This is a genomic window from Miltoncostaea oceani (assembly GCF_018141545.1).
GTDB lineage: Bacteria > Actinomycetota > Thermoleophilia > Miltoncostaeales > Miltoncostaeaceae > Miltoncostaea > Miltoncostaea oceani.
Genome location: NZ_CP064356.1, coordinates 1,302,333 through 1,321,218 on the forward strand (window position 1 = coordinate 1,302,333; position 18,886 = coordinate 1,321,218).

At 74.9% G+C, this 18,886-nt stretch carries 25 protein-coding genes; all 25 read right to left on the reverse strand.

Annotated features, from left to right (window positions below):
• Positions 1 to 22 precede the first annotated feature (22 nt).
• Positions 23 to 1,096: a S49 family peptidase gene (locus tag IU369_RS06645; protein WP_217923785.1), complete on the reverse strand. Its 1,074-nt coding sequence runs from the start codon at positions 1,094 to 1,096 to the stop codon at positions 23 to 25.
• The gene (locus tag IU369_RS06650; RefSeq protein WP_217923786.1) at positions 1,083 to 2,351 is read right to left on the reverse strand and encodes a phage portal protein; all 1,269 of its coding nucleotides are present in this window, start codon (positions 2,349 to 2,351) and stop codon (positions 1,083 to 1,085) included. The genes IU369_RS06645 and IU369_RS06650 overlap by 14 nt, the downstream gene beginning before the upstream one ends.
• Positions 2,348 to 2,587, reverse strand: a complete 240-nt coding sequence (locus tag IU369_RS06655) for a hypothetical protein (RefSeq protein ID WP_217923787.1) — start codon at positions 2,585 to 2,587, stop codon at positions 2,348 to 2,350. Before IU369_RS06655 ends, IU369_RS06650 begins: the two co-directional genes overlap by 4 nt.
• A 2-nt stretch (positions 2,588 to 2,589) precedes the next feature.
• A complete protein-coding gene (locus tag IU369_RS06660) occupies positions 2,590 to 4,062 on the reverse strand; it encodes a hypothetical protein (protein ID WP_217923788.1) in 1,473 nt (490 codons plus the stop codon).
• The gene (locus tag IU369_RS06665; protein WP_217923789.1) at positions 4,059 to 4,337 is read right to left on the reverse strand and encodes a hypothetical protein; all 279 of its coding nucleotides are present in this window, start codon (positions 4,335 to 4,337) and stop codon (positions 4,059 to 4,061) included. Before IU369_RS06665 ends, IU369_RS06660 begins: the two co-directional genes overlap by 4 nt.
• Entirely contained in the window at positions 4,334 to 4,729 is a 396-nt protein-coding gene (locus IU369_RS23740) for an HNH endonuclease (RefSeq protein ID WP_343233202.1), read from the reverse strand. Before IU369_RS23740 ends, IU369_RS06665 begins: the two co-directional genes overlap by 4 nt.
• 69 nt (positions 4,730 to 4,798) lie before the next feature.
• Positions 4,799 to 5,038 carry a hypothetical protein gene (locus tag IU369_RS06675; protein WP_217923791.1) on the reverse strand — a complete coding sequence of 80 codons (240 nt, stop codon included), beginning with the start codon at positions 5,036 to 5,038 and terminating at the stop codon, positions 4,799 to 4,801.
• Positions 5,035 to 5,247 carry a helix-turn-helix domain-containing protein gene (locus tag IU369_RS06680; protein ID WP_217923792.1) on the reverse strand — a complete coding sequence of 71 codons (213 nt, stop codon included), beginning with the start codon at positions 5,245 to 5,247 and terminating at the stop codon, positions 5,035 to 5,037. The genes IU369_RS06675 and IU369_RS06680 overlap by 4 nt, the downstream gene beginning before the upstream one ends.
• Positions 5,244 to 5,852, reverse strand: coding sequence for a hypothetical protein (locus tag IU369_RS06685; RefSeq protein WP_217923793.1), 609 nt, complete (start codon positions 5,850 to 5,852; stop codon positions 5,244 to 5,246). The genes IU369_RS06680 and IU369_RS06685 overlap by 4 nt, the downstream gene beginning before the upstream one ends.
• Entirely contained in the window at positions 5,849 to 6,247 is a 399-nt protein-coding gene (locus IU369_RS06690) for a hypothetical protein (protein ID WP_217923794.1), read from the reverse strand. The genes IU369_RS06685 and IU369_RS06690 overlap by 4 nt, the downstream gene beginning before the upstream one ends.
• Complete coding sequence (locus IU369_RS06695) at positions 6,244 to 7,023, reverse strand: hypothetical protein (RefSeq protein WP_217923795.1); 780 nt, start codon at positions 7,021 to 7,023, stop codon at positions 6,244 to 6,246. The genes IU369_RS06690 and IU369_RS06695 overlap by 4 nt, the downstream gene beginning before the upstream one ends.
• Positions 7,023 to 7,301 (reverse strand): hypothetical protein, encoded by a 279-nt coding sequence (locus tag IU369_RS06700; protein WP_217923796.1) that lies wholly within the window; start codon positions 7,299 to 7,301, stop codon positions 7,023 to 7,025. The genes IU369_RS06695 and IU369_RS06700 overlap by 1 nt, the downstream gene beginning before the upstream one ends.
• The gene (locus tag IU369_RS06705; RefSeq protein ID WP_217923797.1) at positions 7,298 to 7,558 is read right to left on the reverse strand and encodes a hypothetical protein; all 261 of its coding nucleotides are present in this window, start codon (positions 7,556 to 7,558) and stop codon (positions 7,298 to 7,300) included. The genes IU369_RS06700 and IU369_RS06705 overlap by 4 nt, the downstream gene beginning before the upstream one ends.
• Positions 7,555 to 7,992, reverse strand: a complete 438-nt coding sequence (locus tag IU369_RS06710) for a hypothetical protein (RefSeq protein WP_217923798.1) — start codon at positions 7,990 to 7,992, stop codon at positions 7,555 to 7,557. The genes IU369_RS06705 and IU369_RS06710 overlap by 4 nt, the downstream gene beginning before the upstream one ends.
• Positions 7,992 to 8,294 carry a hypothetical protein gene (locus IU369_RS06715; protein ID WP_217923799.1) on the reverse strand — a complete coding sequence of 101 codons (303 nt, stop codon included), beginning with the start codon at positions 8,292 to 8,294 and terminating at the stop codon, positions 7,992 to 7,994. The genes IU369_RS06710 and IU369_RS06715 overlap by 1 nt, the downstream gene beginning before the upstream one ends.
• Positions 8,291 to 9,214: a DUF5131 family protein gene (locus IU369_RS06720; RefSeq protein ID WP_217923800.1), complete on the reverse strand. Its 924-nt coding sequence runs from the start codon at positions 9,212 to 9,214 to the stop codon at positions 8,291 to 8,293. The genes IU369_RS06715 and IU369_RS06720 overlap by 4 nt, the downstream gene beginning before the upstream one ends.
• Positions 9,204 to 9,410, reverse strand: coding sequence for a hypothetical protein (locus IU369_RS06725; RefSeq protein WP_217923801.1), 207 nt, complete (start codon positions 9,408 to 9,410; stop codon positions 9,204 to 9,206). Before IU369_RS06725 ends, IU369_RS06720 begins: the two co-directional genes overlap by 11 nt.
• Positions 9,407 to 9,895, reverse strand: coding sequence for a RusA family crossover junction endodeoxyribonuclease (locus IU369_RS06730; protein ID WP_217923802.1), 489 nt, complete (start codon positions 9,893 to 9,895; stop codon positions 9,407 to 9,409). The genes IU369_RS06725 and IU369_RS06730 overlap by 4 nt, the downstream gene beginning before the upstream one ends.
• Before the next feature lie 428 nt (positions 9,896 to 10,323).
• Positions 10,324 to 11,661 (reverse strand): hypothetical protein, encoded by a 1,338-nt coding sequence (locus IU369_RS06735; protein ID WP_217923803.1) that lies wholly within the window; start codon positions 11,659 to 11,661, stop codon positions 10,324 to 10,326.
• 222 nt (positions 11,662 to 11,883) lie between these two features.
• Positions 11,884 to 12,390, reverse strand: coding sequence for an NADH-quinone oxidoreductase subunit B family protein (locus IU369_RS06740; RefSeq protein WP_217923804.1), 507 nt, complete (start codon positions 12,388 to 12,390; stop codon positions 11,884 to 11,886).
• A 2-nt stretch (positions 12,391 to 12,392) separates the two neighbouring features.
• Positions 12,393 to 13,817: a hydrogenase large subunit gene (locus IU369_RS06745; protein WP_217923805.1), complete on the reverse strand. Its 1,425-nt coding sequence runs from the start codon at positions 13,815 to 13,817 to the stop codon at positions 12,393 to 12,395.
• Positions 13,817 to 15,298, reverse strand: a complete 1,482-nt coding sequence (locus IU369_RS06750) for a proton-conducting transporter transmembrane domain-containing protein (protein ID WP_217923806.1) — start codon at positions 15,296 to 15,298, stop codon at positions 13,817 to 13,819. The genes IU369_RS06745 and IU369_RS06750 overlap by 1 nt, the downstream gene beginning before the upstream one ends.
• Entirely contained in the window at positions 15,291 to 15,905 is a 615-nt protein-coding gene (locus tag IU369_RS06755; RefSeq protein ID WP_217923807.1) for a hypothetical protein, read from the reverse strand. Before IU369_RS06755 ends, IU369_RS06750 begins: the two co-directional genes overlap by 8 nt.
• Positions 15,902 to 16,828 carry a respiratory chain complex I subunit 1 family protein gene (locus IU369_RS06760; protein ID WP_217923808.1) on the reverse strand — a complete coding sequence of 309 codons (927 nt, stop codon included), beginning with the start codon at positions 16,826 to 16,828 and terminating at the stop codon, positions 15,902 to 15,904. The genes IU369_RS06755 and IU369_RS06760 overlap by 4 nt, the downstream gene beginning before the upstream one ends.
• Positions 16,825 to 18,696: a proton-conducting transporter transmembrane domain-containing protein gene (locus tag IU369_RS06765; RefSeq protein WP_217923809.1), complete on the reverse strand. Its 1,872-nt coding sequence runs from the start codon at positions 18,694 to 18,696 to the stop codon at positions 16,825 to 16,827. The genes IU369_RS06760 and IU369_RS06765 overlap by 4 nt, the downstream gene beginning before the upstream one ends.
• Between the last annotated feature and the right edge of the window lie 190 nt (positions 18,697 to 18,886).

Sequence of the window (18,886 nt, forward strand, 5' to 3'; positions counted from 1 at the left end):
TGATCTCCTCCTGTGCTCTGGCTTACGGAAGGCGCCGGAGCGCCAGGTGGTAGTCGAGGTCCCTCTCGAGTCCCTCGCCGTCCTGCTGGTCCTGCGGGTTCTGCTCGTCCGCCGGCGCGGCGGCCGGGTCGGGGTCGGAGTCGGGGTTGGCCAGAGGCGCGACGAGCTGCGCCTCGACGGTCGGGTCGTCGACGCCGTCGGCGGCGGCGCCCCCACCTCGGCGGCGAGGTCCGCCGCTCCGCGCGAGCCGCGCGAGCGTCGCCTCGAAGCTCTCGGTGCGGTCCGCCATCCCGTCGGTGACGGCGTGGCGGCCGAAGACGACGCGGCCCTCGCCGAACCCGCCGCGGACGGCCTGGCGGTCGACGCCCCGGCCCTTCGCGACGTCGGCGACGAACTGGCCGTAAAAGTCGTCGACCAGCGCCTGGATCGACGCCCGGGCCTCCTCGGTGAGGGGCTCGAAGGGGTTGCCCTCGGTCTTGAACCGGCCGGCGGAGATCAGGGTGGTGTGCACACCCTGCTGCTCCCACTTGCCGCTCTCGTCCTCGTGGGCGGAGAGGACGCCGATCGAGCCGACCGCGCCGCTCGGGCTGACGATGATCTCGTCGGCCTGCGACGCGAGCCAGTAGGCGGCGCTCGCCGCCATGGTGTTCGCGTGCGCGATGACCGGCTTCGACGCCCGCGCGGCGCGGATCTTCGCGGCGGTCTCCGGGACGAGCGACACGCTCCCGCCCGGCGAGTTGATGTCGAGGAGGATCGTCGAGACGGCGGGGTCCGCCGCCGCGGCGTCGAGCGCCCCGCCGAGCTTCTGGAGGGACGTGCCCCCCGAGATCTCGGTCATGAGGTTCGCCCGCGGGACGATCACGCCGTAGATCGGGAGGACGGCGATCCCACCGCCCACCTCGTACGGATCCCGCGAGCCGGGGCCGGCGGCGATCCGGTCGGCGACCTGGTCGTCGCTCAGGCGCACACCGGCGAGGCGCAGCTCGAGGACCTCGCAGATCGCGGCGAACGCGGCCGGCTCGATCGCCCACGGGGTCGTGGCGACCGCGGCGAGCACCCGGTTGTAGGCACGCCGCGACGGGTCAGGCGTGGGCATGGAGACTCCCTCCGTTGGTCGTGGCGGCCGCGCGGGCGTCCGCTTCGGCGAGGAGGCGCGCCGCGGTCCGGTCGAGCGTCTCCATCGGGGCGGTGAGCTCGGGCGCCTCGGGCGGGAGGTTCTCGAGGCCGCGGACCTCCTCCCGACGCATCCAGCCGGTCGCGGGGTCGAGGGCGCGGGTGTAGACCTCGGCGCGGGTCTTCACGTCGGCGCGCAACATCGCGTCGGCGACGAACTCGGGGTACAGCGTCCGGCCGCGGCCGGGGAAGAGGTCGCGGTCGCGGGCGAGGGTCTGCTCGATCCGGACGAGCCACCGCCGCACCCCGTGGGTGAGGAAGTGCAGCGCCTGACCCTCGACGGTGGAGTAGGTGAGGCTCCCGCCCGACTCCCCGCCGATGAGCTCCGCCGGGACGTTGAAGATCCGCGCGACCTTCTGGACGCTGAGCTTCGCCTGCTCGACGAACTGGGCGTCCTCGAGGGGCATCGTGATCGGATGGAACTTCGTGCCGCCCTCGAGGACCGCGACCTTGTGCATGTTCTTCCCACCGGTCGCCGCGTCCCACTGCGCCTTCAGGCGCTTCGCCGCCGGCTCGCTCAGCTCCCCGTCGGTCTGGAGGACGCCACGCGGCACCGCGGCGTTCCGGAAGAAGCGGGCCGCGAACTCGTCGCTCGCCAGTCCCGCCCCGATCGTGTGACGGGCGTACGCGATGGGGGAGAGACCGGTGAGGCCGTCGATCGACGGCCCCATGATGTGGATGACCTGGTCGGTCGTGTACCGGTGCTCGGCGCCGTGGTGGTCGAGGTAGATGAACACCTTCCGCCCGTCGCGCCGCTCGACCCGCATCCGCTCCGGCTCGAGGGGCCAGAGACCGACGATCTCGCCGCGTACGCGCTCCTTGCCGAGGAACGCGTTGCCCCACGTGTTCAGGTGGAGGGCCTGCAGCGCCCACACCACGACGGCCGGCATCTCCTCGTTCGGCTCGTCGTGGAGGAGGCGGTAGACGTTCTCGAACCACGCCTCGACGCGACCGCCGCCGCGTGTCCGCTGGTACGTCTTCAGCGGGAGGGTCCCGACGGTCTCCGACAGGAGGATCACCGCCGCCCACACGCTGTCGAGGTAGAGCGCACCCGGGACCGTGACGCGGTTCCCGCTGTGGGCCTCCCCGCCGCCGAAGGAGAAGGCCTCCATCAGCGTGTCGATCCCCCTGATCGACGCCTCCGGGCGTGGTCCGACGATGCGCCCGACGAGGCTCACCCGCCGCTCCTCGCGTAGAGGGCGGAGCCGGCCGCCAGCTCGAGGCCGCCAACGATCAGGCCGGAGGGGAGGTGCACGAGGGCGACACCCGTCGCGACCATCGCGAGCCCCGCGAGAAAGCCGAGGGTGGCGCCGGCGCTCTCGATCGCCGGGCGCCGCGCGACCAACGCGCGCCGGATGCGGGCAGGGGAGAGCGCGCCGGCCGCCCGGCGGAGGATGTCGAGGGGGCGCCGCACGGCTAGAGGACCAGCAGGTCCTTCGTCTCGTACACCGAGGGACCGACGGTCAGGGCGTGCCAGGCCGCGAGGGTCACGCCGACCAGCGGCGAGATGTCGACGGAGCTCGACGCCCGCGACCACGACCACGCGTCCCCGGCCTTCTGCTTCGCCGCGCCCCGCAGTGCGGCGTCGAGCTCGGGTGAGCCGAGGTGGCGCAGCCCCTCCCCGTCGACGAGGTCGAAGAAGTGGCCGCAGCCCCGGACGTAGTCGGCCTGGTCGACGAGCTCGAGGTCGGCGATCGCCTCCTCGAGGGAGGCCGCCGGCCCCGACGCCTGGGCGACGACCCCGGTGATCGTGTGCCGCGCTCGGAGTTCGGCGACGCGGGCGGCGACCCACGCCGTCCCGGGGCGCCGGTCGATCAGCTCGACGTGCATCAGCCCGTCCGCGCGACGCCCGGCCGCCGCGATCGACGCCCGCCGGCGGTCGGGCATCGCGTCCACGGCGAGGACCACCGGTCCCGCGATCCCCGACGCGGGGTCCACGAGCTTCCTCCACGAAGCCAGGGGGATCACCTGGCCGGCCTTCGACGACGTGTCGGGCCAGTCCCCGACGCAGAGGCGCTCCACCGCGAACGTCCTGGGGTCCATCGACTCCAGCTCGAGGGCCACCGCCTCCCGGCTGATGCGGATGTCGAGGGCGGGGTTCGCCTGCGCCCACGCCTCCTCCGACGCGGCGAGCTCCGCCGTCACGTCATCCGGCCGCGGCGGGCGGTCCTCACCCTCCGGGACGGAGACGGGAACCGACCACTCGAAGTACGCCATCCGTTGCGACGTCCCCGACGCCGCACGCTCACGCATCCGAGCCAGCACCAGGCCGTGCTCGTGGATCGCCTGGTCCACAGCCGACCCCACCAGCCACACCTGCGGGTTCGGCCGCGCCGACAACGTCGGCAGCAGCGACCCGTGCGCCTTCTCCGGGTAGATCATCGCCTCGTCGATCATCAGGCAGTCGCCCGTGAACCCACGGCCGCCGCCCGCCGTCCGCGTCCGGAACCGGATCCGCTGGCCACCGATCAGCTCGATGCCCTCCTCGCCGTGGGAGCGCGACACCCGCGCGACGCGGCGGCTCAGGTCCGGTGTGTTCTCGATGAGGAACAGCAGCCGACGGAACGCCTCCAGCGACGTGTCGAACTGGTGGGCGGAGTGCGTGATCAGCCGCTCCGCGATGAGGAAGAGCCCGCCGAGCTCACGAGCCTCGAGGATCCCGCCCTTCCCGTTCTGCCGCGACACGACGAGGCCGACCTCCGGCGCCGCCCACTGCCCCGTCGGCGTCTCGGTCAAGGCGGCCGTCAGCACCATCCGCTGCCACGGGTCGAGGACGAGCCCGGCCAGCTCCGCGAGCTCGATCACCTCCCGCGCGAGAGCCGTCGAGCCGTCGGGCACCAACATCAGCGTCGGCTTGACGATGGCCGGCGCGGCGGGCGTCGCGATCACGCCGTCGCCTCCCTCGCTTTGCGGCGCGACAGCAGCTCATCGACACGGTCGGTCCGCTTCTCCGAGGGCGCCGCCTGGCGGAGCCGGTCGAGCGTCGAGTGCAGCAGCTTCCCCGCCTGGACCCGGGCCGACAGCGTCGCGTCCGCCGCCTCGATCTCCCGAGCTAGACGGACCGCCAGCTGGGCGGGCCACGATCCCTCCGCGCCCTCAGAGCGCTGCGAGACCCACGCGATCTCGCGGGCCACCGCGGCCTCCAGCGGACCGGGCTCGCTCACCAGTCCCTCGACGTCGGCCGCGGCGATCCGCCGGCGGGGAGAGAAGAGGGACAGTCGGGGTGTCCTTGCGATTCGCTCCCAAAAAACCGGCCGCCCTTCCTCCGGTTGCAGGGTCCGCACGCCGCGACGAGGTTCCCCGGCTCGTCGGTGCCGCCGACGGCGCGGGGGATGACGTGGTCCACCTGGGTCGCCGGGCCGCCGCAGTAGCTACAGCGGTGTCCGTCTCTGGTGAGGATCTGGGCACGGCGTCTGCGCCAGGCTCTAGTGCTTCCGCTTGGCCGGAGGAGTGGGGTCATGGAACGACGAAGGCCACCCGCCGGGGTGGCCTCATGTGGTGGCTCGGGCAGGGGGTGCGTGCGGGAGGTCGGTGGTGTGCCGACCGTCTGCTCCATCGGGAGCCCCGGGCTGTGCCGTCGCAGTGGGGACGGTAGCCGAGGGGCCGGACGTGCTGCAAGTCGGCGTCAGCTTGGGCGTCCTTCCCACTCGTCGAGGTGGCGGCCGCGGCCTGGGACGGTGCCTCTGATGGCGCCAGTGGTGCCGCCGATGACGGGTATCCCCCGGAGGCGTTCCTCGTCGCCGCCGTTGGTGGGGGGTTCGGTGACGAGGCGGTCGTCGCCGACGCTGTCGCCGAGGGCGCGTCCGACGGCGCGCTCCACTTCGCGGCGCCCGCGGGCGGTGAGGCGTGCGAGGAGGACGCTCACGTGGGGCGCTCGCGTTCGATCCGCGCTTCGGCCCTGCGGATGCGGTCGCGGACGGTGATAACGGAGACCCCGAGCTCGGTGGCGATGGAGCGGTAGCCGTACGGCCGGCCCGCGTTGGCGAGTCGCTCCCTGGTTCGGAGGGCCTCGAGCTCGGCGGGGGTGCAGACGCGGCGGGCGATCTCCCAGGTGCGCTGCTCGTCGGCGGTCACCGGCGGCTCCGGGCGTTGGCCGTCTCGATCATGGCGTGGCGGCCGGCGTCGTCGGCGACGAGGAACGCTCGGCGCCACTGGCGCGCTGCGGTCGAGCGGACGCGGCCGTCGGTGGCTGCGGCGGAGAGGGCGCGGACGAGGCGGACGTCGTCGGGGTAGGCGGCGTCGTCGGGGCCGGTGCCGTACCGCTGGGTGATGGAGCCCCAGCCGTGGAAGCGCTGGGTCCAGGGTGCGACGAGGTCGAGGGCGACGGCGTCGACGGCGCCTTCCTCGAGGACGGTGGCGTGGTGGAGGTGGAGGAGTTCGTGGAGGAGGGCGTGGGCGCCGGCGGGCTGCGGTTCGTCGGGGTCGGCCATCTGCGACCACTCCTCGATGAGCCACGGGACGGCTTCGATGCGGTGCTCGCCGGGGACGCTCTGGGCCAGCCAGGTCTGGCCGTTCTCCTCGGCGGCGGGGACGATCTGCTGGTGGGGGACGGGGACGTGGAGGAGCTGCTCGAGCCAGGCGGCGGTCCGGTCGGCGAGGATCTGCTCGGGGGACGCAGCGGCGGGGGGTGCGAGCACCAGGCCGACGACGGCGAGGAAGGTGGCGAGGGTCCGGGTCATCCGCGTCCGAGCGGGCCGCGGGGGAAGAGGGCGCCGGTCTCGTCGCCGGGCTCGACGTCCAAGCCGACCTGGGGGACGCCGGTGACGGGGAACGGTGTGGGGCCGCGGCCTTCACCGAGGACGCGGCCGTTGCGTGGCCGGCGGGTGCCGTCGGGCTGGATGACGACGTAGCGGCGGACCCACCGGGGCTCGTCGGGGTAGGGCTCGGCCTCGAGGTACCGGGTCTCGTGTCCGCCGCGGCGCTCGGTGGTGTCGGCGAGGTCGTGGAGCTGGTTCTCCTTCCATTCGACGAAGCCGGGGGTGGACTGGAAGGCGGCGAGCTCGGCGGCCTTCGCCCGGCCGGCGGCGGCTGCGGCGGACCGGACGCGGTCGGCGGTGTCGGTGGCGGTGGTCATCCCGCTCCTCCTCGTTCGAGGGCGGCGCGGGCCGCCGGGGACTTCACGACGGACAGCAGGAGCTCGCGGCCGACGGGGACGGGGTCGCCGTCGGGTTCGACGAGGCGCCGGCCGTTGGTGTGGCCTTCAACTTCGGGCGGCCGAGTCTGAGCCGCAGGCGAAAGCTCGGACGAGGTCGCCGCGCTGCGCTGCGGTTCCGGGTCCGGGGGGGAGGAGGGAGGGGGGTCAGGGGTTAAAGCCCCTGACCCCTTACCCTGACCTCTCGCGCGCCTGATCGTACGCGGAGCCTTGGGGGGAGCCTCCGGGGTAGCCTCGGGTGGAGCCTCCCCATTTCTCCTGCTAACGGGCTTCTTTCGTGTCCGGGCCGCGTCGGCCCGTGATCCGAGCGCCGTTCGCTTGCGGGCGACCGCGCGACGGATCGCGCGCTCCAACGAGTCGGGGCATTCGGCGGCCTGGCGCTCGGCCGAGACGAGGAACCCCTCCGAGTGCGCCTGCCAGTGGACGAACTTCGGGAGCCAGATCCACCCGTCGTCGTAGGTCCGCACGAGACCCGCTGCGACGAGCTCAGCGAGGGCCCCTTCGAGCTGCTCGAGGGTGACGTCCTCCGAGTCGCCCTCGAGGTCGGCGGCGAGCCTCTTCAGGCGCGTCTTCAGGGCGCCGGCGGAGCCGGTGTCGTCGCCTGTGATCAGGCGTACGTAGAGGGCTTTCGCGAGGGTGCTCGCTGCGGCGAAGCCCTCCTCGCCCCAGATGCCGGTGTCGATCGCGCGGGCCGGCATCAGAGGATCCCGGTGCCGTCGAGGGTGAGCGCTGCGGGGGCCGCAGCGGGCGTGGTGCGGGGGAGCCCCCACGCGTCCTCGCCGAGCTGCTCGACCAGCTCGTCCTCCCACATGAGGATGAGCTCGCGCCAGACGAGCGTCGTCGAGAGGCGCTCGTCGCCGGCCGTCGCGATGACGCTCGCCGAGTGCCCGCGATTTTCAGGAAGCGACCGAAGTCGGGCGATGATGTCGGCGCGGAGTCCTGCGCTTGTCCCGGCGCCGCGGTGGGCGGTGCTCACGCCGGGCCTCGCAGGTGGGCGCGGATGAGGGCCGGGTCGATGCGCTCCGCCGCGCGCAGGGCTTCGCGCGCCGAGGAGTGGCCGGCAACGGCGTTGGCGGGGCGCAGGCTCGGTCCCCCGAGGCCGGGGTGGACCTCGACGCACCACGACTCACGGCCGAAGAAGCCCGTCCGCCGGTAGACGGCGACGGAGGGGAGCGGCTGGCCGTCGACGGTCCAGCGGCGGGACAGGGCACGGAGACGGCGGGTCGTCGTCACGCGGCCTCCCGCGCGCGCCGGAGGATCGCGTCGCGCTCGTCGGCCCGGGCGGGGTCGTGCGCGAAGCAGAACTTGGAGCCCGCCAGGGCGCGCGCGCCGCAGGGCGCGCCCTTGCGAGGGTACTGCTGGCGGACGCCGGCGCAGAGCGGCCGGCCGAGGATGTCGCCCCGCCGGATCTTCAGCTCCCGCCGGCTGAGCCCCGTCGCGCGGGCGCGGTTGGCTGCGGCGGTCGCCTCGGCCCGTTCCCGGCGGGGGAGGCCGAGGAGGATGAACTGCTGGTGGAGGGCGTTCGCGCAGCTCGCGACGCTCGCGTAGCGGGTGCGCGGGTGGATCTGCCGTGCGATCGACCGGAGGCTCTGGCCGGCCATGTAGAGCCGGTGGCAGGCGCGCACCTGGTCGAAGGTCAGGTAGGGGTCGACGCCGCGCTCGCCCATCACGCCCCCGGGTCGCGCGGCAGCAGCTCGTCGACCATGGAGCGGTCGCCGGGCCAGATGAGGTCGTCGAGGTAGGTGACGCCGAGCCACGCGTCGCCTGCGCGGAGGTCCTCCAGGACGCGGTCGCGCTCCGCCTCGCTCCTGGACGCGAAGACCGTCTCGGGCCCGTCGCCGCCGTCCCGGAGGATGAGGTGGAGCGTCTCGGCGTCGTCGGTGCTGCGCATGGCGGGGCCGAGGACAAGGCCGACCGCCAGGCCGACCCCGAGCCACGCGACCGCGGCGAGGGCGATGCACCAGGTCACGGGACGGTCACCGCCGCCGTCGGGAACTCGCGGACCTGGAGGTCGGCGGGCCACTCGTCGATGTCGCCGCCGTGGGAGTGCGCGATGCCGGGCACGGCGTAGAGCGAAGTCGCGCCCGTGACGCGCACGTCCATCCCGTCCCCGCCGCGGTGGTCCACTGCGTAGACCGGGCGCCGGCCGAGCTGCTTCACGAAGACGGGGACGGCGGCGCGCTGCCCCTGCTCGACGAGCGACCGCGCCCACGCGAGGTCCATCGGCCGCGCCTTCGGGCCGGACTCCCCACCGACGATGATCCAGTCGATGCCGGCGGTGCGGAACGGCAGCGGCCCGTTGCGGTGACGACGAACGGGCTCCACCAGATCCACCGGCCCGAGGAGCGGCTCGCACGAGAGGAACCGGACCGCGGCGGGGGTGTCGAGGAGGATGGGGATGCGCTCGTCGGCGCGGCGCTGGTCCTCGACCGTCGTCCCCAGCCAGACGTTCGGGAACGCCTCGGCGAAGGTGCTACCCACCCATCGGGCGCCGCGCTCGACCTCCCGCAGGATGGTGCGGGCGTTCTCCGGTCGCTTCGTGAGGAGCAGCCAGTCGAGGTGCGGCGTCGCGATGATGAGGTCGAGGAGCCGGACTCGCGGTTCGTCGAGCTCGGGCCGGTCCTCGAAGACGTCGGCGAGGGACGCGCAGAACACGCGGTGCCGCTCACCCGCCTTCTCGGCCGCCCGGTTCCACCGCTCCGGCTGGCGCCAGTACGACTCGGAGGCGATGACCCGCGTCCCGCCGGCGCCCCATGTCCCGAGCTGCGCGGGGTTCCGCTTCGAGAGGGCCTCCGCGTAGCAGTGCTCGCATCCGGGGCTGACGTGGGTGCACCCCCGCCACGGGTTAAAGGTGTGGTGCGTCCACTGGATCGCGGAGTCAGCGCCCATCAAGGGCCTCCTGTGCATGGATGGGGGTAGGCACCTCGGCGCGCTCCCGTTCGACGCGGTGGTAGGCGGAGGCGACGACGCCGACGCGGACGGCCTGCCGTTCGGCGACGTGGTGGTAGGCGGCGAGCCGCGACAGGCCACCGGCGATGGCGGCGACGACCTGGGCGTGGAGGCGCTCCCTCACGGCGGCGCTCACGCGGTGGCCTCGCGGCGCACTTGCGCCACCACATCGAGGAGGTCTCGTGCGCCGTCGGCCGGTTCGGCGACGACGATGACGTTCCACCCATCGCCGACGTTCGCCGCGTACTGCTTCGCCGCGTGGAGCTCCACCATGGCGGCGTCGTCGGGGATCGCCGCGACCGCCATGAGGGCGTCCACGATGCCCTTCGCGATGTTGTCGATGTCGGGACGGCCGGTCGGGAACCACCCGGCCTCCACCCCCGCCTTAGAGAGGCTGCCGCGACGGAGGAAGTGGCCCTTGGGTCTGGCGACCTCGACGTAGACGGCGACACGGAACGGCCCGGTGTCGAGCTTGGGGCGCCCTGCCGCGATCCATTCCTGCTGGACGCGGTCGGCGTAGGAAGCGTGGCGGCCGTCGGTGAAGACGGCACCCGTCGCCCGGTTGAAGCGTGGGCGCGCCCACGCGACAGGCTTGCCCGGGATGGATAGACGGAGGCTCATCGGGCCGCCCACGCTTCCCATGCCGCCGTGTGGCTCGGCGGTCCGAGGTCCCACGTGAAGGGCTCGGCGTGCCGCACTTCCTGCCGCGGCGTCCCCGAACGTCGCGGTACAGCCTCTAGGCTCGGAGGGTCGTCATCCCCCTGCTCGGAGCCGGTTTCGGAGGACTTGGCGGCACTCGACGGAACTTCGCTGTATCCGCCGTCGTCGCCTTCCCAAGCCGAAGGTCGCGGGTTCGAACCCCGTCGTCCGCTCTCTCGCACGGACGTGGTGAGCGTGGTCGTGCCCGCCACTCCGTCCCCTCTCGTACCGACGCGCGAGGCCTGCTCGTCGCTGAGCCTGCCGTCGCACCCCGAGCCGCAGTGCTCGCAGAGGACGAGGGCGGGCGCCCCCCACCGGAGGGCGCCCGGGAGCCGGAGCTCGACGCGGTGCTACCTCACCAGCCGCCCGCCGGTCGTCCTCACGACCTTGCCCGCCACGCTGATCGTGACCCGGAACGGCCCCTTCGCGAGCCTGCGGCTCCTGAAGGTGACCTTCACCGGGCCCGGCGCCTTCAGCCTCACCCGCTTGCCGAGGGAGACGGCGGGCTTCCTGACCGAGCCCTGGCGGAGCCGGATGAGCGCCGGTCCGGCGGCGCTCGACCCGATCAGCACCGACACGCCGCTCGCGCGCGCGTTCGCGACCGACAGGCCCTTCGGCAGGGTGGTGGTGAACGTGCGGCGGGCGGGGCCGCGGGCGGGCGTGCCGCCGCCGCCGGCCGCACCACCGCCGCCGCCGGGCGGGGCGAGGACCGTGAGCGTGCCGACGCCGGTGCGGACCCCGTTGAAGGCGCTGCCGAAGTCGGCGGTGAACGTCACCTCATAGGTTCCGGGTCGTGCGTCCACGGGGATCCCGACGGCGGCGAATGCCGTGCCGTCGCCGTTCTGCGGCGGCCGGAGCGTGCCGGGCGTCACCTCGACCGTCGCCCCGGGCAGGGTCGTCGTCGCGCTCACCGGGATGGTGCCGAAGACGAACGGCTCGATGTTCGCGTTCCGGAGGATGAACGGCATCGTCGCGACGGTGCCCGGCAGACCGCTGGCGCGCGCCCCGGTGGTCACGACGCCGTAGTCGGGTGACGCGCTCGTGACGTCCACCTGGGAGTCGAGGCAGTAGACGAGGCTGTTGTCGCCCGCCCCGTCCTTGAACGCCTGCGTCAGCGAGGGTCCGCAGGCGACGGCGCGGTCGGCGGGCGCGTCGCCCGCGATGTTGCGGATGCCCACCACCCAGGTGGAGGTGAGGGTGGCGATCGAGTAGGGCGACCCGTCCGCCTTGCGGGGCAGCTGCCACCTGGCTGCGACGAAGAGCGACTGCTGGAAGGAGTTCGCCGTCGCGTAGTTGATCGTCGGCGAGATCCAGCCCACCCACTTGCGTCCCGCGGGCGCGGGCTGGAGGCGCTGCAATTCGGCGGCGTAGCCGGGGCTCTCGGAGAACGGCACCGATTCGGGGGCGGTGGAGACCAGGGACGCCGGCGCGCCCACATCGGCGGGGATCTGCGCGCCGAGGAGGAGTTGGCGGAGGCCGCTCGTCGCGTCGAGGTTGATGTTGCCCTTGTCGGCGCACTGGTTGGCACCGGGGCCGGACGCGCAGATCCGCACGCCGTGCTGCACCTGACCGAGGGGGGCGCCTCCCGAGCTGCTGAACTGGAGGACGGCGCAGCCCGAGGTGAGCAGCGGGATGGTGAGGGCGATCGCGAGGAGCAGGAACCGCCGTGCGCGTCGCGTCCGTGTCATGTCGTCTCCGGGGCCGGGTGTCTCTCCGTCGCATCAAGCCACGGCCGCCGGGCGCGGGGCAACCCCCGTCGGGGGATGACGTCCCCCCCATGGGCCGTCCACCGTCTGCCCGGCGGCCGGATCGCCGGGGTCCTCATCCAGGATCCCAAGGCGACCCGAACGTCACCCAGCGATTCCGGGTGGCCCGGCCGGTCGTCGCGGGCCGGGGGTCGGGCCGGCCCCTCAGCCGGGGGCCGCGTCGCCTCCGGTCGCCGGAACCCCTCGCGGACGCGCGTGACCGGGGCGCTCCATCGCCGCGACGAGGTGGCGCGCGATCGTCTCCGGATCCGGGGGGCATCCCGGGATCCGGATGTCGACCGGCAGGACGTCCCCGACCCCGTTCAGGTGCTCGCGGGGGTCGCCGAGGAGGCCGCAGCCGAGGGCGCAGTCGCCGAGGGCGGCCACGAGGCGCGGCTCCGGCATCGACGCGTACGCGACCTCCAGCGCGTGCCGCATCCGGGTCGTCACCGGCCCCGTGATCAGGAGGACGTCGGCGTGGCGGGGAGACGCCGTGATGAACAGGCCGAACCGCTGCATGTCGTGGAACGGGCCGGCGGTGGCCTGCAGCTCGTGCTCGCATCCGTTGCACGACCCCGCATCCACGTGACGCAGGTGCAGGGACCCGCGGGGTCCGCGGGGGAGGGCGATCTCGCGCCGCTGCCGGGCGAGGTGGCGCAACAGGAGGAACACGGCTACCGGTCCACGCAGGCGTAGCAGAGCTCGAAGCTCTTGTTGATCAGGGGGAAGTCCGGGAGGGTCGCGCCCGCCGCGGCCCGGGCGACGGCCGGCCAGTTCGCGTACGACCCGGTGCGCAGGTGGACGCGCCGCGCCACGTCCCCGTCGAGCTCCACCGCGCACACCGTCCGCCCGCGCGCGCCCTCCACCCGCCCGACGCCGTGGGCGCGCGGCGACCCCGCGACGGTCGCCCCGCCCGGTCCGAGCGGCCCCGAGAGGAGGTCGTCGAGGAGGTCGAACGTCTGCCGCAGTTCCACCACGCGCACCTCAACCCGCGCCGCGACGTCGCCCGCCGGGTCCTCCGGCGACGCGGCGCGGAACCCCGCGTACCAGAGGCGCGGGGAGCCCTCCCTCACATCGCCGGCCAGCCCGCTCGCGCGCGCCGCGGGCCCCACCATCCCGAGGCGGCGGGCCTCGTCGCGCGACACCACGCCGGTGCCGCGGGTGCGATCCCGCAAGGCGGCGTCGAGGAGGAGCGAACGCCCCGCGCGCGTCGCGTCGGCCCGCAGGTCGGCGAGGTCGCGCCGGGCCGCCGCGACCGCCGCGGCCGGGAGCGGCAGGTCGCTCGCGCCCACCGCCACCGACCCGAACAGGAACCGGTGGCCGACGAGCCCGTGGACGACCCGCTGCGCGCGCTCCTTGAAGCCGGCGAACGCCATCGCGCCCGGCGCCAGGCCCACACCCGCGCAGATCTGCCCGAGGTCGTTCAGGTGGTTGTAGAGCCGCTCCAGCTCGAGCAGCAGCGTCCGCGCCCGGCGCATCGGCTCGTCCGGCCACATCCCCCGCGCCTGCTCCACGGCCTCGGCGAACGCCACCGTGTTCGCCACCGCGCACGCCGCGCAGGCGCGCTGGACGACGGGGAGCGCGTCCGGCGCGGCGCGCCCCTCGGCGGCGCGCTCCAGGCCCCGGTGCTTGTGGAAGAGGCGGGCGTCCACGTGGAGGATGCGCTCCCCGACCGCGTGGAAGCGGAAGTGCCCCGACTCGATCACCCCCGCGTGGATCGGCCCCACCGCGACCTGGTGGACGTCGGTGCCCGCGACGGGCGTCATCCACGCGGCGGGGTCCTCCGGGTGATCGACCAGCGGGCGGTGGACGCCGCCCTCGAACGTGACCCCGTGGAGGTCGTGGGCCTCCCGCTCGTCCCAGTCGAGCGCGGGCACCAGGTCCACCACCGACGGCGCGACCCCCGCCGGGAGGGGGCACCGCACCAGGAGGGGCCCGTCCGGCAGGGCGACGACGCACCGCACCTCGGCCACGCCGTCGGCGCCGTGGGCGGCGAACAGGGCCTCCACGACGCCACCCGCGGCGAGGGCGTCCTCCACCTCGCCGCGCAGACCCCACGGGCCGACCGTCGTGACGCGCAGCGCGTCCACGCCCGGCATCACGCCCCCCCGCCGACGGCGCGCACCAGGTCCGAGCCGGGCAGGGAGTACGCCAGCGCGCTCAACGCGAGCAGCAGCGCGAGGCAGACCACCGCGGTCCCCGCGATCAGCCGCGTGCCGCGCCGGCCGCTCGGTCGCCGCCCCGACGGCCGGCCCGCGAGGCCCTCCACCAGGACGTGGGCCATGCCGAGGAAGCCGAGGGCGAGGAGCACCGCCGACAGGGCGCCCACCCAGATCATTCCGGCGGCGAACCCACCCGACAGCACCAGGACCTCGCTCAGGAACAGCGGCGACGGCGGGATGCCGGAGAGGGCCGCGAGGCTCAGGCCCACCGCCCCCGCGATCGGGGGGCTCTGCGCGACGAGGCCGCGGGGCGGTCGCCGCCCCGCGGCCGGCTGGTACCGCAGCAGCGGCACCGCCGCCGAGAAGCCGAGCGCCTTCGCCACCCCGTGGGCGAGGACGTGCAGGAGGGCCCCGGCCGTCGCGAGGGGATGCATGAACCCGATCGCGAGCGCGAGGACGCCCATGTGCTCCAGGCTCGAGTAGGCGAGGAGGCGCTTCCAGGGGAGCGGCCGCCACAGGAACGGGACGGCGAGGGCCAGCGAGACGAGGCCGAACCCGACGAAGAGCACCCGGATCGCCTGGGCGCCCACCGCCGGCTCCATGGCCAGGGCCACGCGCCACGCGACGAGAGCCACCGTCGGCAGCAGCGCCGCCGACAGCAGCGCGCTCACCGGCGGCGGGGCCTCGCTGTGCGCGTCCGGCAGCCAGTTGTGGACCGGCGCCCAGCCCACCTTCGTGGCCAGTCCCACGACGATGAGGACGACGGCGGAGAGTGCCGGGGCGTGGTCGAGCGTCGCCGCGCGATCGGTCAGCGGCCCCCACTCCAGCACCGACAACGACGCCTCGCCGGTGGCCGCCGCGGCGTAGAGGACCACGATGCCGAACAGCGCCACCGTCAGGCCGACGCTCGTGAGGACGAGGTACTTCCAGCCGGCCTCCAGGGCGCTCCGGCGGCCGCTGAACGCCACCAGCAGCGCCGACGCCGCCGTCGTCGCCTCGATGAGGATCCAGGCCACGCCCAGGTTGTTCGCGAGCGGCACCGCGATGAGGGCGGCCCAGAAGAGGCAGAGCGCCACCCAGTAGACGTGGCGGGTGCGGACCGCCCCGCCGCGGGAGCTGGGGTTGGCGCGCAGGAACGCCGGTGAGAACGCCGCCGACCCGGCGCCCACCACGGCGATCGTGAGGAGGAACACGGCACCCGGTGCGTCGACGATCCACCACGACCCCGTCCGGGGGGCGTCACCGGCGCCCGCGAGCGCGATCGCCGCGAGGAGGACCGCCGGCGCGGCCGCCGCCAGGCCACCCCACCGCCCCGCCCGGTCCGCCCACGCGGCGGACCGGCACGCCAGCACGGCGAGGGCGACCACGATCGGCGCGAGCGGCGCCGCGGTGGCCAGGGCGCCGACGAGGTCAGCCACGGATCCCCCGCAGGACGTCCGAGTCGGACGTGCCGAAGGCGGACAGGATCCGGCGCTGGAAGACGGCGGCGACCGCGATCAGCAGGACCAGGTCGAACGCCACCCCCAGCTCGACGACGAGCGGCAGGCCGCCGCGGACGGACACCGCCGCCACCGCGATGCCGTTCTCGGCCACCAGGAAGGCCAGCACCGCGAACACGGTCGCGCGGCGCGCGAGCGCCAGGGCGAGGCCGGTCGCGAGCAGGGCCGCCGCCGCGTCCTCCGCCGCCCGGCTCTCCAGTCCGAACGGCGGCAGGAGCGCCACCACCAGCAGGGCGAACGCCGCGGCGCCCCCCACGCGGACCAGGACGCCCGTCGCCTCCCGGTGCGGGCGGGACTCGGCGGAGCGGCGGATCCCGACGCCGACGATCGCGCCCACCACGACCGCCTTCACCATCAACAGGGCCGCCGCGACCGCGAACTCCGCGGACCGCCCGGGGGTCATCGCGAGCGCGGCGACGGCCACGAGCACCGTCTGCGCGGTGACGAGCGCGGCCGCCACGGGGGGCCGCGCGGCGACCGCGGCCAGGCCGAGGGCCACCAGCAGCCACAGCACCCCGCCGCTCACGCCCCGCCGCCCGCGGCCCAGGTCACGAGGCCGACGAGGGCCACCCCGGCCCCGGTGAGCAGCAGCCCCGGGACGCGCAGCAGGCGCATCTTCGGCTGCCAGGTCTCCACCACCGCGAGCGCCGCCACCAGCAGCCCGACGGAGGCGGTGGCGGCGAGGAGCCCCGGCCAGGTCGAGGAGGGGTGCGGCACGAAGACGGCGGCGGCGAGCACCAGCACCACCCAGTGGCGCGCGGCGGAGGCCCACTGGAGGTAGGCGAGGTCCCGCCCCGCGTACTCCAGCAACGGCCCCTCGTGGATCATCGTCAGCTCGAGGTGGGTGTCGGGGTTGTCGATCGGCTGGCGCCCGGTCTCGAGCAGCACGACGACGCCCATCGCGAGCGCCCCGCACCACTGGGCGGGCTCGGCCCAGACCGCCGTGCCGGACGTCGCCGCGACGATCTCCCGGAGGTCGGTGCTGCCCGCCGCCAGCGACGCGAGCAGCACGACCAGCACCAGGAGGGCCTCGCCGAAGACCGCGAACGTCATGTCCCGGGAGGCCCCCATGAGGCCGAAGCCGGCGCCGGTGTCCCACGCCGAGAGGGCCATCGCGACGCGGGCGAGCGCCAGCAACCCGATGACCAGCACCAGGTCGTTGCCGAGCGGCCCGGCGACGCCGCCCACCGCGACCGGCACGATGAGCAGGCAGAGCGCGAGCGCGGCGGCGACCACCGGCGGCGCCGCGCGGTAGGCGATCCCCGTCCCCCGCGGGTCGACCGCGCTCCGCCCCCACAGGCGGCGGAGCTCCCGGTACGGCTGCAGCGCGCCGGGGCCGCGCCGCCCCTGGAGGCGCGCCTTGACCGCCTGCACGCCGCCCGGCAGGGCGGGTGCGAGACCGGCGCCGGCCACCTGGACGCCGAGGACGACCGCGTCGGACGCGCTCACCCGAGCGCCCCCAGGCGGGCGAGGGCGAGGAGGGCGGTGACGAGCCCGACGAGGTACGCGATGTACATGCGCAGGCTCCCCGACTGCAGGCGCCGCGTGGCGGCGGCCCCGGCCATCGCCAGGCGCACCGCCGGCCCGTACAGCAACCCGTCGAACAGGTGGGGCACCGCGCCCCGGTGGCGCACCTCCCGCACGACCCCGCCCCGCTCCACGACGTCCACCTCGCGCTCCGGCCGCAGGACCGCCGACAGGGTGAGCAGCACCGGCTTGGTGAACGCCGCCGACGTCCAGGCGAGCCGGTCGTCGGGCGGCTGGCCACAGACCCAGACGGGGGCGGGCGCCGCCGTGCGGCGGCCCCGGGCGAGCACGAGCACGGTGACGGCGGCCGCCAGGGCGACGGCGACGGCGAGCGTGGGGAGCGAGGTCCCCGCCACCGACAGACCGGCTCCGCCCGGTGGCGTCGCCTCCCCGGGGCCGAGCGCGGCGAGCGACGGCAGCACCGACCCGGGGGCGAGGCCGAGGGCGACGCAGGCCGCCGCGAGCGCCACCACGGCCAGCCGCATGGAGCGGCCGACGTCCTCCGCCCGGGCCCCCCGCGGGGTGCGCGGGGCCCCGAGCAGCACGAGCCCGATCACCTTCGCGAAGCACATGGCCGCCAGGCCGGCGGTGGCCCCGAGGGCCGCGACGGCCAGGCCGCCGCCGAGGGCGACGCCCAGGGCGTCCTGACGGCCGAGGCCGAGCAGCGACTGCAGGGTCACCCATTCCGAGGCGAACCCGGTGAGCACCGGGAGCCCGGCGATCGCGAGGGCGCCGACGAGCACCGCGGGGCCCGTCCACGGCATGCGGCGCAGGACGCCCCCGAGGCGGTCCAGGTCGAGGCCCCCCGCGGAGCGGTCGATCGACCCGGCCCCGAGGAACAGGAGCGCCTTGAACACGGCGTGGTTGAGGGCGTGCAGCAGGGCGGCGGCGAGGGCGAGGGAGGCCCACGCGTCCTCGCCGCGTCCGGCGAACAGGGCGGCCGCGCCGAGCCCCAGCACGACGATGCCGACGTTCTCGATCGTCGAGAAGGCGAGGAGGCGCTTGAGGTCGCGCTGGAAGAGCGCGTAGAGGACGCCCACGAGCGCCGACAGTCCGCCGAGCGCGAGCAGCGCCATGCCCACCCACGCCGGGGGGCCGTCCAGCCACTCGAGGGCCAGGCGCACCAGCCCGTAGACGGCGACCTTCACCATGACGCCGGACATCACCGCCGAGATGTGGCTCGGCGCGACGGGGTGGGCCCGCGGCAGCCAGGAGTGGAGGGGCACGAGCCCCGCCTTCGTGCCGAAGCCGATCAGTCCGGCGACGGCGATCACCGCCGCCACCCCGGCCGGGGCGCCCGCGAGCGCGGAGGGGTCGGAGAGCGCCCCCTCGCGGGCGAGCAGCAGCACCGCCACCCACACGCCCGCGCCCCCGATGTGGGTGATGGCGAGGTACTCGAACACCGTCCGGCGGCCGGCCGCGTCGCCGTGGGCGACCAGGATCGCGGCGGCCGGCACCAGGGTCATCAGCTCCCAGGAGCCGAGGAACAGCGAGGCGTCCCGCGCGACCAGCACGCCGACGAGGGTGAGGGGGAACACGCCGGTGAGCGCCGCGATCGCGCGCGGATGGGACGTGCCCTCCAGGGAGTCCACGGCGTAGACGGCCGCGGGGACGCCGACGACCGCGACCATCACCAGGAAGGCCCCCGAGAGGGGGTCGGCGCCGACCGCCGGATCGAATCCGTCCACGAAGCCGGACCCGAGCGAACGGCCGGCGAACAGGCAGACGGCTCCCGCGACGCCGACCGACGCGAGGCCGAGCGCCTGGACGACGAGCGCGGCGCGCACCATCCGCGGGTGGATGCACAGGGCCGTCCCGCCGAGGAGGACGGCCAGCCCGCCGACGAGGGTGGCGGCGCCGGCGTTCAGCGGACGGGGAGCGGGATCGAGGACGTCGGGTCGTGCGCGTCGCGCCGGGCCGCGACGACCTGGTCTCCACTCACGATCTCAACCTCTCATTGTCTTGCAAGATCTATGTTTT

What these genes read in the sequence shown, in the direction of transcription:
- IU369_RS06645 (WP_217923785.1), bottom strand. Translation starts at nt 1,096, where the DNA reads ATGCCCACGCCTGACCCGTCGCGGCGTGCCTACAACCGGGTGCTCGCC.
- IU369_RS23740 (WP_343233202.1), bottom strand. Translation starts at nt 4,729, where the DNA reads ATGGAGCAGACGGTCGGCACACCACCGACCTCCCGCACGCACCCCCTG.
- IU369_RS06685 (WP_217923793.1), bottom strand. Translation starts at nt 5,852, where the DNA reads ATGACCCGGACCCTCGCCACCTTCCTCGCCGTCGTCGGCCTGGTGCTC.
- IU369_RS06690 (WP_217923794.1), bottom strand. Translation starts at nt 6,247, where the DNA reads ATGACCACCGCCACCGACACCGCCGACCGCGTCCGGTCCGCCGCAGCC.
- IU369_RS06695 (WP_217923795.1), bottom strand. Translation starts at nt 7,023, where the DNA reads ATGCCGGCCCGCGCGATCGACACCGGCATCTGGGGCGAGGAGGGCTTC.
- IU369_RS06710 (WP_217923798.1), bottom strand. Translation starts at nt 7,992, where the DNA reads ATGGGCGAGCGCGGCGTCGACCCCTACCTGACCTTCGACCAGGTGCGC.
- IU369_RS06720 (WP_217923800.1), bottom strand. Translation starts at nt 9,214, where the DNA reads ATGGGCGCTGACTCCGCGATCCAGTGGACGCACCACACCTTTAACCCG.
- IU369_RS06730 (WP_217923802.1), bottom strand. Translation starts at nt 9,895, where the DNA reads ATGAGCCTCCGTCTATCCATCCCGGGCAAGCCTGTCGCGTGGGCGCGC.
- IU369_RS06735 (WP_217923803.1), bottom strand. Translation starts at nt 11,661, where the DNA reads ATGACACGGACGCGACGCGCACGGCGGTTCCTGCTCCTCGCGATCGCC.
- IU369_RS06745 (WP_217923805.1), bottom strand. Translation starts at nt 13,817, where the DNA reads ATGCCGGGCGTGGACGCGCTGCGCGTCACGACGGTCGGCCCGTGGGGT.
- IU369_RS06765 (WP_217923809.1), bottom strand. Translation starts at nt 18,696, where the DNA reads ATGGTGCGCGCCGCGCTCGTCGTCCAGGCGCTCGGCCTCGCGTCGGTC.